This window comes from Ferrovibrio sp. GW821-FHT12F09 (assembly GCF_058806775.1).
Genome location: NZ_JBXAPZ010000002.1, coordinates 347,030 through 360,851, shown reverse-complemented (window position 1 = coordinate 360,851; position 13,822 = coordinate 347,030). Strand labels below are relative to the sequence as shown.

At 65.3% G+C, this 13,822-nt stretch carries 16 protein-coding genes; 11 read left to right on the top strand and 5 right to left on the bottom strand.

Going from position 1 to position 13,822, the window contains the following annotated elements:
• The first annotated feature begins 15 nt into the window (after positions 1-15).
• The 4 genes from AC1ROB_RS14655 (at position 16) to AC1ROB_RS14640 (ending at position 3,367) form a co-directional block, all read left to right on the top strand.
• Positions 16-432: a flagellar biosynthesis repressor FlbT gene (locus tag AC1ROB_RS14655; RefSeq protein WP_492970397.1), complete on the top strand. Its 417-nt coding sequence runs from the start codon at positions 16-18 to the stop codon at positions 430-432.
• Positions 389-751 carry a flagellar biosynthesis regulator FlaF gene (gene flaF / locus AC1ROB_RS14650; RefSeq protein WP_492970398.1) on the top strand — a complete coding sequence of 121 codons (363 nt, stop codon included), beginning with the start codon at positions 389-391 and terminating at the stop codon, positions 749-751. Before AC1ROB_RS14655 ends, flaF begins: the two co-directional genes overlap by 44 nt.
• Before the next feature lie 18 nt (positions 752-769).
• On the top strand, positions 770-3,007 hold the full coding sequence (locus tag AC1ROB_RS14645; protein WP_492970399.1) for a tetratricopeptide repeat protein: 2,238 nt from the start codon (positions 770-772) through the stop codon (positions 3,005-3,007).
• A 138-nt stretch (positions 3,008-3,145) separates the two neighbouring features.
• Complete coding sequence (locus AC1ROB_RS14640; protein ID WP_492970400.1) at positions 3,146-3,367, top strand: hypothetical protein; 222 nt, start codon at positions 3,146-3,148, stop codon at positions 3,365-3,367.
• A 72-nt stretch (positions 3,368-3,439) separates the two neighbouring features.
• Here AC1ROB_RS14640 and AC1ROB_RS14635 read toward each other — a convergent pair whose 3' ends face one another.
• Positions 3,440-3,604: a hypothetical protein gene (locus AC1ROB_RS14635; RefSeq protein WP_492970401.1), complete on the bottom strand. Its 165-nt coding sequence runs from the start codon at positions 3,602-3,604 to the stop codon at positions 3,440-3,442.
• A 309-nt stretch (positions 3,605-3,913) separates the two neighbouring features.
• Here AC1ROB_RS14635 and fabD point away from each other — a divergent pair, with 309 nt between their 5' ends.
• The 5 genes from fabD to mltG all read left to right on the top strand — a co-directional run bounded on the left by fabD (position 3,914) and on the right by mltG (position 8,337).
• Positions 3,914-4,855 carry an ACP S-malonyltransferase gene (fabD, locus tag AC1ROB_RS14630; RefSeq protein WP_492970402.1) on the top strand — a complete coding sequence of 314 codons (942 nt, stop codon included), beginning with the start codon at positions 3,914-3,916 and terminating at the stop codon, positions 4,853-4,855.
• A 36-nt stretch (positions 4,856-4,891) separates the two neighbouring features.
• On the top strand, positions 4,892-5,632 hold the full coding sequence (fabG, locus tag AC1ROB_RS14625; protein ID WP_492970403.1) for a 3-oxoacyl-[acyl-carrier-protein] reductase: 741 nt from the start codon (positions 4,892-4,894) through the stop codon (positions 5,630-5,632).
• Positions 5,633-5,774: 142 nt separating this feature from the next.
• A complete protein-coding gene (locus AC1ROB_RS14620; protein ID WP_492970404.1) occupies positions 5,775-6,014 on the top strand; it encodes an acyl carrier protein in 240 nt (79 codons plus the stop codon).
• A gap of 58 nt (positions 6,015-6,072) precedes the next feature.
• Complete coding sequence (gene fabF / locus AC1ROB_RS14615; RefSeq protein WP_492970405.1) at positions 6,073-7,350, top strand: beta-ketoacyl-ACP synthase II; 1,278 nt, start codon at positions 6,073-6,075, stop codon at positions 7,348-7,350.
• A 9-nt stretch (positions 7,351-7,359) separates the two neighbouring features.
• Positions 7,360-8,337: an endolytic transglycosylase MltG gene (gene mltG, locus AC1ROB_RS14610; protein WP_492970406.1), complete on the top strand. Its 978-nt coding sequence runs from the start codon at positions 7,360-7,362 to the stop codon at positions 8,335-8,337.
• Here the strand turns inward: mltG and AC1ROB_RS14605 are convergent, their stop codons facing one another.
• The gene (locus tag AC1ROB_RS14605; protein WP_492970407.1) at positions 8,338-9,105 is read right to left on the bottom strand and encodes an SDR family NAD(P)-dependent oxidoreductase; all 768 of its coding nucleotides are present in this window, start codon (positions 9,103-9,105) and stop codon (positions 8,338-8,340) included.
• A 67-nt stretch (positions 9,106-9,172) separates the two neighbouring features.
• On the opposite strand from AC1ROB_RS14605, the gene AC1ROB_RS14600 reads away from it, so the two are divergent.
• Complete coding sequence (locus tag AC1ROB_RS14600) at positions 9,173-10,069, top strand: YicC/YloC family endoribonuclease (protein ID WP_492970408.1); 897 nt, start codon at positions 9,173-9,175, stop codon at positions 10,067-10,069.
• Positions 10,059-10,718, top strand: a complete 660-nt coding sequence (gmk, locus tag AC1ROB_RS14595; RefSeq protein ID WP_492970409.1) for a guanylate kinase — start codon at positions 10,059-10,061, stop codon at positions 10,716-10,718. Before AC1ROB_RS14600 ends, gmk begins: the two co-directional genes overlap by 11 nt.
• Here the strand turns inward: gmk and rsmA are convergent, their stop codons facing one another.
• From rsmA to AC1ROB_RS14580, 3 genes are read right to left on the bottom strand one after another with little or no spacing between them, the layout of a single operon-like run.
• Positions 10,719-11,549, bottom strand: coding sequence for a 16S rRNA (adenine(1518)-N(6)/adenine(1519)-N(6))-dimethyltransferase RsmA (rsmA, locus tag AC1ROB_RS14590; protein WP_492970410.1), 831 nt, complete (start codon positions 11,547-11,549; stop codon positions 10,719-10,721). It lies immediately after the preceding gene.
• Positions 11,533-12,594 carry a 4-hydroxythreonine-4-phosphate dehydrogenase PdxA gene (gene pdxA / locus AC1ROB_RS14585; RefSeq protein ID WP_492970411.1) on the bottom strand — a complete coding sequence of 354 codons (1,062 nt, stop codon included), beginning with the start codon at positions 12,592-12,594 and terminating at the stop codon, positions 11,533-11,535. The genes rsmA and pdxA overlap by 17 nt, the downstream gene beginning before the upstream one ends.
• Positions 12,572-13,819 (bottom strand): peptidylprolyl isomerase, encoded by a 1,248-nt coding sequence (locus AC1ROB_RS14580; protein ID WP_492970412.1) that lies wholly within the window; start codon positions 13,817-13,819, stop codon positions 12,572-12,574. The genes pdxA and AC1ROB_RS14580 overlap by 23 nt, the downstream gene beginning before the upstream one ends.
• Between the last annotated feature and the right edge of the window lie 3 nt (positions 13,820-13,822).

Below are 13,822 nucleotides of genomic sequence, written 5' to 3'. Positions count from 1 at the left end.
ACCCCTCCGGATCTCGTGCCGCTTATCATCACGCTCAAGGCCGGTGAGAAGTTCATTTTGAACAGGGCGGTGCTGAGCCTGTCGAAATCAGCCAGCATCATTATCGAAAATAAAGCATCCTTCCTCCGCGAAAAGCACATTATGCGGCTGGAGGATGTCGATTCACTGGCCAAGAAAATCTATTATCTCTGCCAGCTGGCTTATCTGTGGGAAGAGAAGTTCGACGAGTATTACCCCCAGATTAAAGAGGCCAGTTTGGAGTTTGTTAAGGCGGCGCCGAGTACTCATGCGGTGATCGCCTCCCTCGGAGCGGCCCTGGTCCAGAAGGATTACTTCAATCTTCTGAAGCTGGCCCGCCGCCTGATCGAGGTGGAGAGGAGATTGCTTGATGCCGGGACCAAACCCCTACCAGACAGCGCAAAACACCCTTGAGACGCCGCGGCAGCTCGAGTACCGCCTGTTTTCGGCGGTGACGCGAGCGCTGATGGACGTCCGCCCGCTGATGGGCACCGGCAGCCCCGCCGAAGTCGCCAAGATTGCCTATGCCATCGGCTGGAACCGCGATGTCTGGAATCATCTGATGCCGGAAGTGCTGGACGAAGCCAACCGGATGAGCAAGGACCTCAAGGTCTCGCTGATCAACATCTGCATCTTCGTCAACAAGCATACCGACAAGATTACCCAGGGAATCTCCAAGGATGTCGATGCGTTGATCCAGATCAACCGCAATATCATGGACGGCCTCAAGTAGGCTGATATCCGGCTGCAGATGGGCGGTCTCTCCCCCGACTGGCGGCAGCGTCTTGCCGCTGCGATGCAGCACCATCAGTCCGGGCAGCTTGCCCAGGCCATCGCGCTTTACCAGCAACTTGCGACCGAGCAGCCCGACCATGCCGATGCCCTGCATCTGCTGGGCATGGCGCTCGACCAGGCCGGCCTTCCGGCGCAGGGCAGGCCTGCGATCGAACTGGCAATCCGGCTGTCGCCCGACACGCCCGCCTATCATGTCTCGCTTGGCAATGCCTGTCGGGCCCTGGGCGATGGCGATGGCGCCGCCGCGGCTTATGCGCAGGCGCTGCGGCTGATGCCGGCCATGGCCGATGCCCATAACGGGCTCGGCCTGCTGGCCCAGCAGCGACAGGACTGGCCGGCGGCGCGCCAGCATTTCCAGGCCGCGCTGACCGTTGCCCCCGGCGATACCGATGCACAGCTCAATCTGGCTGTGACGGCATGGTCTGCGGGCGAGACCGAGGCCGCGCTGACGGCGCTCTCGGCCCTGCTGGCGGCACATCCCGCCTACATGCCCCATGTGGTGCAGCTGGCGCGCAAGGCGCTGACCGGGCGATCTGCCGCATCCGCCACGCGCCTGATCGATCTGCTGGCAGCCTCCGGCCTGCCGGCGGCTGAACTGCATGTGCTGCGCGGCAATCTGGCGGCGGGAACCGGCGATGTGACGCAGGCGGAGCAACACTACCGCGCTGCCCTCGATGCGATGCCCGACAACCGCGATGCGCTGCGGCTGCTCAGCCATCTGCTGCTGGAGCGTCAGGATTATGCTGCGGCCTTGCCGCTGCTTGAGCGCGCCCATGCGCTGCAGCCGGGCGACTTTGCTGTTTTCTCCGGGCTGGGCGCGGCGCTGATGCGCACCGGCGCTTACGAGCGCGCCATTGCCGTGTTGCAGCAGGTGGTCGCGCATGATCCCGCACTGACCGGTGCATGGAGCGACCTTGTGATCGCCTGCGTGAAATTGTCCCGGTATCCGGAGGCGATTGCAGCCCTGCGCCAGCTGATTGCGCTCGATCCCGGCAACGCAGCCAATTATGCAAATCTCGCCAGCTACGAGGCGCATATCGGCAACATGCAGCAGGCCGAGGATGCCTTGGCCATCGCGCTGTCTCATGATCCCGATGCCGCTGCCACGCTGGGCACGCTGGCCAATATCCGCGACCTGCGCGGCGATGCGGCAGAAGCCGAAGCGATCTATCGCCGTCTGATCGCGCGCGATCCGGCGGATGCCGTCACGCAGACCAACCTGGCGCTGCTGCTGCTGCGGCAGGGCCGCTATGCCGAGGGCTGGGCGCATTATGCCTGGCGTTCGAAAGCGCGCGACTGGAGCAGCGCCGATGGCAGCCGGGGCCTGCCGCGCTGGGATGGCCATATGCCGCCGCCCGGTCCGTTGCTGACCTGGCGCGAGCAGGGCATCGGCGACGAAATTCTCTATGCCTCCGTGCTGCCAGAACTGGCCGCGCGTGGATTGCCGATCGTGCAGGCCACCGATCCGCGTCTGGTGCCGCTGTTCGCCCGTTCATTTCCCGATATTCGCGTCGTGGCGGATGACGGCAGACTGGATGTCGCCGCCCTTGGTCTCGCCTGCCAGCGGCCACTGGCGGATCTGGCCGCCCTGTGCCGGCCGGACATGGCCAGTTTCGCAGCGCATCCGAACGCCTATCTGAAAGCGGCTCCCGAACGGCGCACGCTGCTGCGCGACCGGTATCAGGCGACCGGGAAAAAGCTGCTGATCGGTGTGGCGTGGAGCAGCCGCAATCCGCGCACCGGTCGCAACAAGTCGCTGTCGCTGCTCGACATGCAGCCGCTGCTCCAGGAGCCCGATGCAACCTATGTGTCGCTGCAGTATGGCGCGGCGGCCGGCGACATCGCCGAGTTGCAGGCGCAGGCGGGTCTGCAGGTGCTGCAGGATGCTGAAATCGATCCGCTGGCCGATATCGATGCCCAGGCCGCGCAGATTGCTGCCCTCGACCTCGTGGTCACGGTCAGCACGGCCACCGCCCATCTGGCGGCGGCGCTGGGGGTTCCGACCCTGATCCTGCTGCGGCAGGACTGGGGCCAGCTCTGGTACTGGGGCGAGGCCGGGGTCCGGACGCCGTGGTATCCCGCCGTCCAGCTCTGCCGCGTACCGCGCGGTGCCACCGCTGCCGATCTGGTGGCCCGGGGCCGGGTGATGATGCAGGGCATGCTGGCCCCGTTTCGCAGCCGCGGAATGCCATAGGTCGGAAAGGGGCTTGTCTGCTAGAATTGCCCCCAGCTGCTTGCCACTGGACGCCGCATTTACGTTCGATAAACCAAAATATGCGAGGAAGGCGTTGGCTAAGAACAACGCCGATTCGCAAAACAGAGGGGAATACCCATGGCGATGAACGAAGAAGAGCAGAGCAAGGTGACGCGCGAGTCCTTCGTCGCAACCTGGGAAGCCCTGGTGAATGGCGGTATCAGCCGCGAAGTCGTGGCGGCCATTGCCATGAGCATGGCGCTGGCAGAACTCACCTCGCTGTTCGGCAAGGCCGTAACGGCGCATGGTCTGGAGAAGCTGCCCGATACGATCCGTGCCGGTGCCTTTGACAGCAAATAAGCCGCAGACCTCGCGGAGAAACAAAAAAAACCGGCCAATGGCCGGTTTTTTCATGTCTGCTGGGCAGTGAGTTTAAACCGAGATGTCGACCTGGGCGCCGACGCCGGATGCAGTAGGCGCCTTGGGGCGTGCGCCAGCCGCCGAAGCAGCCGTGATCGCCTTGACGTTTTCCAGTCCGGCGCTGACAGCGCTCAATACGGCAAGCTGACTGTCACGGGCGGCCTTCAGGCCAACCATGTACAGCTCTCCTTTAACACCGCTGATTTCCATTCTGGAAACCTCCAAAATTCGTTAAGGCGAAGTTTACCCTGTCTTCAGTGGGCCGCCAAGCATTTCCGCAGGCTGCAGCCGGGCCGCGCTGTGGACAAACCTGGCGGAGCGGGAGAACTGTTCAGCCTGTAATGCTGTTTATTTTCAATATGTTGGGTCGATTTTCTGGGGACGGCCGGTTCGCTGGACGCTTGACAGGGCGGGGCCGGGGCTTATGACTTGCGCAACATTTTTCAGCGCTGACCGGCGCTTACCATCTTTCAGGAGCTTCCGATCATGACCCGCGCTTTCTTGTTCCCGGGCCAGGGCAGCCAGGCCGTCGGCATGGGCAAGGATCTGAACGACGCATTCGCCACGGCGCGGGAGCTGTTCCAGGAGGTCGACGACGCCCTGTCGCAGAAGCTGTCCAGCCTGATGTTCGCCGGCCCGGAAGCGGACCTGACCCTGACCGAGAATGCGCAGCCGGCGCTGATGGCGGTCAGCCTGGCGGTGGTGCGCGTGGCCGAGAAGGATTTCGGTATCGACCTGGCGGCCAAGGGCGCTTTCGCTGCCGGCCATTCGCTGGGCGAATATTCCGCGCTCTGCGCCATGGGTGCGCTCAGCGTTGCCGACACGGCCCGCCTGCTCAAGCTGCGTGGCCAGTCGATGCAGAAGGCGGTGCCGGTCGGCACGGGCGCCATGGCGGCGCTGCTGGGTGCCGAACTGGAGCAGGCCCAAGAGGTGGTGACCGAGGCCGCCCAGGGCGAGATCGTCGGCTGCGCCAATGACAATGGCGGCGGCCAGGTGGTGATCTCGGGGCAGAAGAGTGCTGTCGAACGTGCCATCGAAATCTCGAAGACCAAGGGTATCAAGCGCGCCATGCTGCTGCCGGTCAGCGCGCCGTTCCATTGCGCGATGATGCAGCCGGCTGCCGATGCGATGGCCGAGGCGCTGGCCGGTGCGACAGTCAATGCACCGAAACTGCCGGTCGTTTCGAACGTTACGGCCAAGGGCGTGTCCAATCCCGACGACATCAAAAAGCTGCTGGTGCAGCAGGTGACCGGGCTGGTGCGCTGGCGTGAAAGCATGCAGTGGCTGAAGGCCCAGGGCGTGGCGCAGGCCTTCGAACTGGGCTCGGGTAAGGTTCTGGCTGGCCTGATGAAGCGGATCGACAAGGACATCGAGACGGTCAGTGTCGGCCTGCCGGCTGAGCTGGAAGCCTGGGCCAAGAGTCTCTGATACTGGGCCTGTGATCATTATCAAGGAGAAAGCGTGATGTTCGATCTGACCGGCAAATTCGCTCTGGTCACCGGCGCCACCGGCGGCATCGGCAGTGCGGTCGCCACGGCCCTGCATGCGCAGGGCGCCACGGTGGCCCTGTCGGGCACGCGCGAAGCCGTGCTGCAGGAGCTTGCCGCCAAGCTGGGCAGCCGTGTGCATGTCGTGCCCTGCAACCTGGCCGATGCGGAGGCCGTGAACGGCCTGATCGCCAAGACTGAGGCCGCGATGGGCCAGGTGGATATCCTGGTCAACAATGCCGGCATCACCCGTGATACGCTGGCCATGCGTATGAAGGACGAGGACTGGCAGACCGTTCTCGACGTCAATCTGAGCGCCGCCTTCCGGCTGGCGCGCGCCTCGTTCAAGGGCATGATGAAGCGCCGCTGGGGCCGCATTGTCAGCATCACCTCTATTGTGGGCGCCACCGGCAATCCGGGCCAGGCCAATTACGCAGCTGCGAAGGCCGGCCTGACCGGTATGAGCAAGGCGCTGGCCCAGGAAGTGGCCTCGCGCAATATCACCGTGAACTGCGTCGCACCCGGTTTTATCCAGACCGCGATGACCGATGTGCTGACCGATCAGCAGAAGGAAATGATTTCGCAGAAGATTCCGGCCGGCCGACTCGGCCAGGGCCCGGAAATCGCTGCTGCGGTGGTTTATCTGGCCTCGGACGAAGCCGCTTATGTCACCGGTCAGACCTTGCATGTGAACGGCGGTATGGCCATGATTTCCTAAGGAAATCTGGCGTCGAATCAGCCGTTTCGGATGGTCTGGAACGGCTTGGAAGCGTGGGGTTTCTATGCTAAGGGAGGCCCCCATCTGCCCGTCGCCGTGCAAACGGCCGACGCCGGCAGTCACAACCACAGGGATTTAAGAAATGAGCGACATTGCTGAGCGCGTGAAGAAGATCGTCGTCGAACATCTGGGCGTCGAAGAAGAGAAGGTGGTCGAGGGTGCGAGCTTCATCGACGACCTGGGCGCCGACAGCCTGGACACGGTCGAGCTGGTGATGGCGTTCGAAGAAGAATTCGGCGTCGAGATTCCGGACGATGCGGCCGAGAAGATTCTCTCCGTCAAGGACGCCATCGACTTCATCAAGGAGCGTTCGGCGTCGTAATCCGCCAGCGCTGCTGCCCTAGCGTTTTCGCTTCCGTTTTCGTCAGAAAGGTTCCGCCATGCGTCGTGTCGTCGTCACCGGCCTCGGCCTGGTCACGCCGCTCGCCTGCGGCGTCGAGGCGACCTGGACTCGGTTGATCAACGGTGAATCCGGCCTCGGCCCGATCACCCGTTTCGATGCATCCGAGATGCCGGCGCGTGTTGCCGCTCAGGTACCGCTGAAGGCCGACTTCCCGGACAGGGCAGACGCCTTCGATCCTGACGAATGGATGGAAGCCAAGGAACGCAAGCGCGTCGACGATTTCATCGTCTACGGCATGGGTGCGGCAAAGCAGGCGGTGAAGGATTCCGGTTGGGTCCCCGCCGATGAGGAGCAGCGCTGCCGCACCGGCGTGCTGATCGGCTCCGGCATCGGCGGCCTCAACGGCATCGAAGAGGCGGCGATCACCCTGCGTGACAAAGGTCATCGCCGCATCAGCCCGTTCTTCGTGCCGGGCCGTCTGATCAATCTGGTCTCCGGCCATGTTTCGATCGAATACGGCTTCAAGGGTCCGAACCACGCGGTGGTGACGGCCTGTTCGACGGGTGCGCATGCGATCGGCGATGCGGCCCGTCTCATCATGTGGGACGATGCCGATGTGATGGTGGCCGGCGGTGCCGAAGCCACTATCGGCCCGCTCGGCGTGGCCGGCTTTGCGGCCGCCCGTGCGCTCTCGACCGATTTCAATGACAATCCGAAAGCGGCTTCGCGTCCCTGGGACAAGGGTCGTGACGGTTTCGTCATGGGCGAAGGCGCCGGCGTGGTGGTGCTCGAGGAACTCGAGCATGCCAAGCGTCGCGGTGCCAAGATTTACGCCGAAGTGGTCGGTTACGGCCTCTCGGGCGACGCGCATCACATCACCGCACCGCATGAAAGCGGCGATGGCGCGTTCCGCTGCATGCAGATGGCGCTGAAGCGCGCCGGGATGCAGCCTTCCAATATCGACTACGTCAACGCCCATGGCACGTCCACGCCGCTGGGCGACGAGATCGAACTGGGCGCGATCAAGCGCCTGTTCGGCGATGCGGTTGCCAACCTGTCGATGTCGTCGACCAAGTCGTCGATTGGTCACCTGCTCGGCGCCGCCGGTGCCGTGGAGGCGATCTTCTCGACGCTGGCGATCAAGACCGGGATCGTGCCGCCGACGCTCAACCTGGATAATCCCAGCGACGTCGCCGTCGGCATGGATCTGGTGCCGCACAAGGCGAAAAAGCGCGAGGTGCGTGCGGCCCTGTCGAATTCCTTCGGCTTCGGCGGCACCAACGCGTCGCTGATCCTCAAGAAGTACGACGCCTAAAGTCTTCCGATGAAGCGGATGCTGCGTGCGCTGCTGGCAACCCTGCTGGCGGTCGCCATCGGCCTGTCCGCCGCCTGGCTGTGGTATGCCGCCTGGCTCGACAGGGCCGGACCGCTGGCGCGCGAGACGATCGTCCTGATTCCGCGCGGCACCCGTGTCTCCGGCATTGCCGAACGTCTGGCCGAAGCCGGCGTGGTCAGTCAGGCGCGCCTGCTTGAAGTGGCGGCCTGGCACACCGGCCTGGCAGCGAGCCTGAAGGCTGGCGAGTATCAGTTCGCCGCCGGCGACAGCCCGCGCAGCGTGCTGGAGCGGATTGCGGCCGGCAAGGTGCTCGCCCGCCGGCTGACCATTCCCGAAGGGCAGATGACGGTGGAGATTCGCCGCATCATCGAAGCGGGCGAGGCGCTGGCCGGCACCTGGCCTGCCGATCCGGTGCCCGAAGGCAGCCTGCTGCCCGAGACCTACCAGTATATTTACGGTGACAGCCGCAACGATCTGGTGGCGCGCATGCGCAAGGCGCGTGAGGAACTGATGGCCGAACTATGGCCCAAACGCGCAGCCGGCCTGCCGTTGGCCACACCGGAGCAGGCCGTGATCCTGGCGTCTATCGTCGAAGCCGAGACGCCGGTGCCGGCTGAACGGCCGCGGGTGGCCGGCGTGTACCTGAACCGCCTGAAGCGTGGCATGAAGTTGCAGGCCGATCCGACGGTGGCCTACGGGATCACCAAGGGCGAGCGCGAGCTGGAACGCCCGCTGACGCTGAACGATCTGGCGCAAGCCACGCCGTGGAACACCTATACCATTGACGGCCTGCCGCCGGCCCCGATCAATCATCCTGGCCGCGCCAGCCTGGCGGCAACCCTGCAGCCGGAAAACCACGGCTTCCTGTATTTCGTGGCCGATGGCAAAGGCGGCCATGTCTTTGCCGCCACCTATGAGCAGCATCTGCGCAATGTGGCGGCCTATCGCGCGACGCAGCGGCGTTGATTATTCCTTGGCCGGCGCCGCCCGCATCATGCGGTCGACCAGCGCATAGGGCAGCAGGCCGAGCAACCGCACGAAAGCGACCATCGGCCAGGGGAAGGCGATGCGGCCCTGATTGGCGGCCAGGCCGCGGATAATGATTTTCGCCGCCTTGTCGGTATCCATCAGGAAGGGCATCGGGAATTTGTTGCGGGCGGTCATGCGGCTGACCACGAAGCCCGGGCAGATGGCCGAGACTTTCACGCCGCGGGGCGCCAGCATGCCACGCAGTTCTTCGGCATAGGCGCGCGCGAAATGCTTGGTGGCGGAATAGGGCGCGGCACCTGGCATGCTGACGAAGCCGGCAATCGAGGACACGATGGCGATCTGTCCCTGGCGCTGCTGCACCATGATCGGCACGGCGGGATTCACCGTATTCAGTACGCCGTCGATATTCACCGCGGTGAGCGCGCGGACATGGCCATCGAACTGGTCCCAGGATTTGAAGCTGCCGCCGACACCGGCATTGGCGATCACGAGGTCCAGTCGCGCCCGGGCCGCGATCCCGGCAATGAAATCCTGCATGGCCGCGCGGTCGGTGACGGCCACGGCGCGGGCCTCGACCATCGCGCCCTTGGCGCGGCAGGCCTCGGCCACGGCCTGCAACCGCGCTTCGTCGCGGCCGGTCAGCGCCAGCAGCACGCCGGGGCGGGCGTAATGTTCGGCCAGCGCCTGGCCGATTCCACTCGATCCGCCGGTAATGACAATGCCGGAAAGCGGTTGTTCTGCCATGGCTTAGCCTCGACCCTCCGGCTGATTCCCCCTATAGTGCGCGCACCGTAGCATTTTCGGGGGAATCGTGTCGCTTGTCAGTATGACCGGCTTTGCCCGCGTCGATGGACGCGCCGGCAGCAAGGCTTGGATCTGGGAACTCAAATCGGTCAACGGCCGCGGGTTGGAGCTACGCTTCCGCCTGCCGCCGGGCTTCGATTCCATTGAACCGGAGATTCGCACCCTCGCGCAGACCAGGCTGGTGCGCGGTAATGTCACGCTCAATCTGCAGCTCGCGGAAAACGCCGATGCGGCGCCACCGGCCTATCGCCTGAACGAGGCGTTGCTGGAACAGCTGCTGGCCGTCGGCAGCAAGCTGGAGGCGCGCGGGATCGGTGCGCCGCGGCTGGATGGTCTGCTGGCGGTGCGCGGTGTGGTCGAACCGGTCGCTGGTGCCGTTGAAGACGAAGCGGCACGCGCGGCCACCGAAGCCGCGATGAAAAAGACCTTTGCGGCCGCCCTTGATCAGCTGGTGAGCAGCCGGGCTGCCGAAGGCGCCAAGCTTGGCGGCATCCTGGGCAGCATGCTGGACGAGATCACGGCTCTGGTCGGGCAGGCGGCCGGCATCGAGGCGGTGCGCCCTGATGCCCTGCGCCGTCGCCTACGCCAGCAGCTGGACGATATTCTGGCCCAGAAGCCGCCGGTGTCGGAAGAGCGTCTGGCCCAGGAACTGGCGATGCAGATCACGCGGCTCGATGTGCGCGAGGAGCTCGATCGCCTGAAGGCCCATGTGGAGACCACGCGCAGCCTGCTCGGCGGCGCCGACCGCGGCGTTGGCCGCAAGCTGGATTTTCTGGCGCAGGAGTTCAACCGCGAAGCCAATACCCTGTGCTCGAAAGCCTTCGATGCCGGGCTGACCGCGGTTGGCCTCGAACTCAAACTGGTGATCGACCGTCTTCGCGAGCAGGCCCAGAATGTCGAGTAAGTCCTCCAAAGCCCCGGCGATCTCGGTGGCGCGCCGCGGCCTGATGCTGGTGCTGTCCTCGCCGTCGGGCGCCGGCAAGACCACGATCTCGCGTCGCCTGCTGGAAACCGACGACGACCTGCATCTCTCGATCTCGGTCACCACGCGCGCACGCCGGCCGGGTGAAGTGGACGGTACGCATTACCACTTCATCAGTTCGGAAGATTTCGGCCTGATGGTGAACCGCCAGGAACTGCTCGAGCATGCCAAGGTGTTCGATTACTACTACGGCACGCCGAAGGAGCAGGTGGAAAAGCGCCTCTCCGCCGGACAGGATATCCTGTTCGATATCGACTGGCAGGGCACGCAGCAGCTGCGCCAGCGGGCGCGTGACGACCTGGTCAGCGTCTTCATCCTGCCGCCTTCGACCCGCGATCTGGAAAAGCGCCTGCACACCCGGGCGCAGGATTCCGCCGAGGTGGTGGCCAAGCGCATGTCCAAGGCCGCGGATGAGATCAGCCACTGGGCCGAATACGACTACATCGTGATCAATGACGATGTGGAGCGCTGCCTGGCCGAGGTGCATGCGATCCTGCGGGCCGAACGGTTGAAACGCCATCGCGGCGTCGGCCTGGTCGATTTCGTCAAGCAGCTGCGCGAAGGCCGCTGATTACAGCAGCCTAGCCAGCGCGCAGAATTCCTCGACCGACAGCGTTTCGGCGCGCCGCGTCGGATCGATGCCGGCGGCGTTCAGCTTGGCATCGGCGTCCGGCCAGAGCGGCTTCAGCGCCGCGCGCAGCATCTTGCGACGCTGGTTGAACGCGACGGCGGTCACGCGCTCCAGCTTTGCCGGTTCGGCCTCGGCCAGCGGCTGTTTGCGCGGCTGCAGCTCTACCAGCGTCGAGGTCACCTTGGGAGCGGGCACGAAGGCTTTCGGCCCGATATCGAACAGCATGCGCACTTCGCAGCGCCATTGTGCGGCCACGCTGAGCCGGCCATAGGTTTTACCCCCTGGCTTCGCCGCCATCCGCTCGGCCACTTCTTTCTGCACCAGCACGGTGATGCGGGAAAAATTCTGTGCCTGCGCCACCCAGCTCAAGATCAGCGGCGTGGCGATGTTGTAAGGCAGGTTGGCGACAACCTGCCAGGGCGGCGGCGCCAGGTCGGCAAAGGCGGTCTCCAGCGCGTCGCCCGGATGCAGCTGCAGGCGGCTGCCCGCGGCCAGCGCCAGATCGGCCAGTGCGGCGAGGCAACGCTCGTCGCGCTCGATGGCGACCAGGTTCGGCGCGCCTTCCAGCAGCAACGCGCGCGTCAGGCCGCCGGGGCCGGGACCGATCTCGATCACCGTCGCGCCGGCCGCCCAGGGCATGGCGGCGCGGGCGATCTTGCGGGTGAGATTGAGGTCGAGCAGGAAATTCTGCCCAAGCGATTTGCGCGCGGCCAGCTCATGCTGCGCGATCACCTCGCGCAGCGGCGGCAAGGCCTCAATGGCTGCTGACATTGCGCCCCGGATGCGTCCTGTGGCGGGCCATGGCCGCGGCCATGCGGATGGCGGCGATCAGGCTGTCGGGCCGGGCGATACCTTTGCCGGCGATGTCGAACGCCGTGCCATGGTCGGGCGAGGTGCGGATCACCGGCAGGCCGAGCGTGACATTGACGCCCTGGTCGAAATCCAGGGTCTTGATCGGGATCAGCGCCTGGTCGTGATACATGCACAGCGCCACGTCATAGGTCGCACGCGCCGCCGCATGGAACATGGTGTCGGGCGGCAGGGGGCCGCGCGCATCGATGCCTTCGGCGCGCAGTTGCGCCACGGCTGGTGCGACGATGGCGGCATCTTCGCTGCCCATGTTGCCGCTTTCGCCCGCATGGGGATTGAGGCCGGCAACGGCCAGTCGCGGCCGGGCAATGCCGAATTTCGTCTGCAGGTCCTGCGCCACGATACGCCCGGTCTCGACGATCAGCGCGGGCGTCAGCATGGCAATGGCCTCGCGCAGGGCCACATGGATGCTGACCGGCACGACACGCAGCCGTTCCGAGGCCAGCATCATCACCGGCTTCGGCGCATCGCAGAGTGCGGCGAGGAATTCGGTATGACCCGGATGGCTGAAGCCGGCATCGTAAAGCGCCGCCTTGTGGATCGGATTGGTGATCATGGCGGCGACCGTACCGTTGCGGCACAGCGTGGTTGCCAGTTCGATGGCATGCAGCACGGCCGGCGCATTGCGGCGATCCGGGATTCCGGGTTGCGGCAGGGCCGGCAAGGGCGCGGGCAGCACCGGCAGGGCATAGGGGAAAACATCGGCGGCTTCCGCGACGTCCTCGATCGCCTGGACCGGCACTTGCCAGCCCTGCTGCGCGGCAATGGCCTGCAGGCGGGCAGGATCGTCGAGCAGGAAGAAGGGTGGCAGGTGATCGGTATCGCGCCGCAGCCAAGCCAGCAGGGCGATCTCGCCGCCGATACCGGCCGGTTCGCCCATCGTCACGACAAGCGGCAGGGCCGGCCCGGCGGCGGTGGCGCCGTTATCTGAATTCGATGGTGGCATCGCGGCGCAGTTCGCGGATGTAGCGCTGGGCCATCAGCTCGGCGCGCCGCACCAGCAGGCTCTGACGCACATCGAGGCGATTGATACCGCTGGCCTCTTCACGGGCGCAGAGCGTGAACAGATGCACGGCGCGCGAGGCCCGCACCGGCTCGGAGGTCTCGTTCACCTTCAGCGGCGTGACAGCCTGGCGGAAATTCTCGGGCAGATCGCCCAGCCGCAGGGTGCCCAGGCTGCCCGAGCCGGTCGCCTGCAGGTCGGCGGCCACCTTCTCGACATCGTCGCAGCTGCGGATATTGCCGCGGGCGGCGCCGGCCTTGGCGACGGCCGCCTGGACATCGGCAGCGGGGGCATTCTGCACCAAGGGCAGCAGGAGCTGTTTCAGCGTCACCCGGGTGTCTTCCACGCCGGGCATGGCGATGCGGCGGCGGTCGCGCAGGGCGATGATTTCCCAGCCGCCGATGGTGCGGACCGGCTCGGAGAGGTCGCCCTTGTTCAGTTTGGCGATGGCAGCTTCGACCTCTTCGGCCAGTGTGCCGCGCTGGACCCAGCCGACATCGCCGCCGCTGGCGGCTGTCGTGCCGCGGCTGAACTGGCGGGCCAGGGCCGGGAAGCTGCTGCCGCCCTTGATCTGCTCGATGATGCGCAGCGCGAGCTGGCGCTGGGGCTCTTCCTGGTCCGGGCTGTCGACCGGCACGAGAATTTCCGAAATCAGGTCTTCGGTCTGGCCGACATTGGCGCGCAGCTTGGCGACCGCTTCGTCGATTTCCTGTTCGGTGATGGTGACCTGGGCGCCGACGCGGGCGCGCACCATGCGGCTCCAGGTCAGTTCGTTGCGGATCTGGCTGATCGCCGCCGTCGGATCGACGCCGGCGCGTTCGGCAAATTCCTCGAAGCGGCCCGCCGGAATATTCATCTGCCGCTCGATGGTGGCAATGGCGTTGTCGATCTCCTGCTGCACCGGGCTGATGCCGCGTTTCTTGGCTTCCTGCAGCTGCAGCCGCTCGTCGATCAGGGACCGCAGGGCCTGGTCGCGCACGGCCCGGCGGATTTCCGGGTTATCCGGCAGGCGCGTGGTGGCCATGATGATGCGCGCGCGTTCGTTCACGTCGCGCAGGGAAACGACCTCGTCGTTCACCAGGGCAACGATGCGTTGCTGGTCCTGCGCATGCAGGGGAGCCGCAAAGGCGGCGCTCAGGAGCAGAATGAGTGCGAAGATGCGATGCATGGT

What these genes read in the sequence shown, in the direction of transcription:
- pdxA (WP_492970411.1), bottom strand. Translation starts at nt 12,594, where the DNA reads ATGCCACCATCGAATTCAGATAACGGCGCCACCGCCGCCGGGCCGGCC.
- mltG (WP_492970406.1), top strand. Translation starts at nt 7,360, where the DNA reads ATGAAGCGGATGCTGCGTGCGCTGCTGGCAACCCTGCTGGCGGTCGCC.
- AC1ROB_RS14605 (WP_492970407.1), bottom strand. Translation starts at nt 9,105, where the DNA reads ATGGCAGAACAACCGCTTTCCGGCATTGTCATTACCGGCGGATCGAGT.
- fabG (WP_492970403.1), top strand. Translation starts at nt 4,892, where the DNA reads ATGTTCGATCTGACCGGCAAATTCGCTCTGGTCACCGGCGCCACCGGC.
- fabF (WP_492970405.1), top strand. Translation starts at nt 6,073, where the DNA reads ATGCGTCGTGTCGTCGTCACCGGCCTCGGCCTGGTCACGCCGCTCGCC.
- flaF (WP_492970398.1), top strand. Translation starts at nt 389, where the DNA reads ATGCCGGGACCAAACCCCTACCAGACAGCGCAAAACACCCTTGAGACG.
- rsmA (WP_492970410.1), bottom strand. Translation starts at nt 11,549, where the DNA reads ATGTCAGCAGCCATTGAGGCCTTGCCGCCGCTGCGCGAGGTGATCGCG.
- AC1ROB_RS14580 (WP_492970412.1), bottom strand. Translation starts at nt 13,819, where the DNA reads ATGCATCGCATCTTCGCACTCATTCTGCTCCTGAGCGCCGCCTTTGCG.
- gmk (WP_492970409.1), top strand. Translation starts at nt 10,059, where the DNA reads ATGTCGAGTAAGTCCTCCAAAGCCCCGGCGATCTCGGTGGCGCGCCGC.
- AC1ROB_RS14640 (WP_492970400.1), top strand. Translation starts at nt 3,146, where the DNA reads ATGGCGATGAACGAAGAAGAGCAGAGCAAGGTGACGCGCGAGTCCTTC.
- AC1ROB_RS14620 (WP_492970404.1), top strand. Translation starts at nt 5,775, where the DNA reads ATGAGCGACATTGCTGAGCGCGTGAAGAAGATCGTCGTCGAACATCTG.
- fabD (WP_492970402.1), top strand. Translation starts at nt 3,914, where the DNA reads ATGACCCGCGCTTTCTTGTTCCCGGGCCAGGGCAGCCAGGCCGTCGGC.
- AC1ROB_RS14635 (WP_492970401.1), bottom strand. Translation starts at nt 3,604, where the DNA reads ATGGTTGGCCTGAAGGCCGCCCGTGACAGTCAGCTTGCCGTATTGAGC.
- AC1ROB_RS14645 (WP_492970399.1), top strand. Translation starts at nt 770, where the DNA reads ATGGGCGGTCTCTCCCCCGACTGGCGGCAGCGTCTTGCCGCTGCGATG.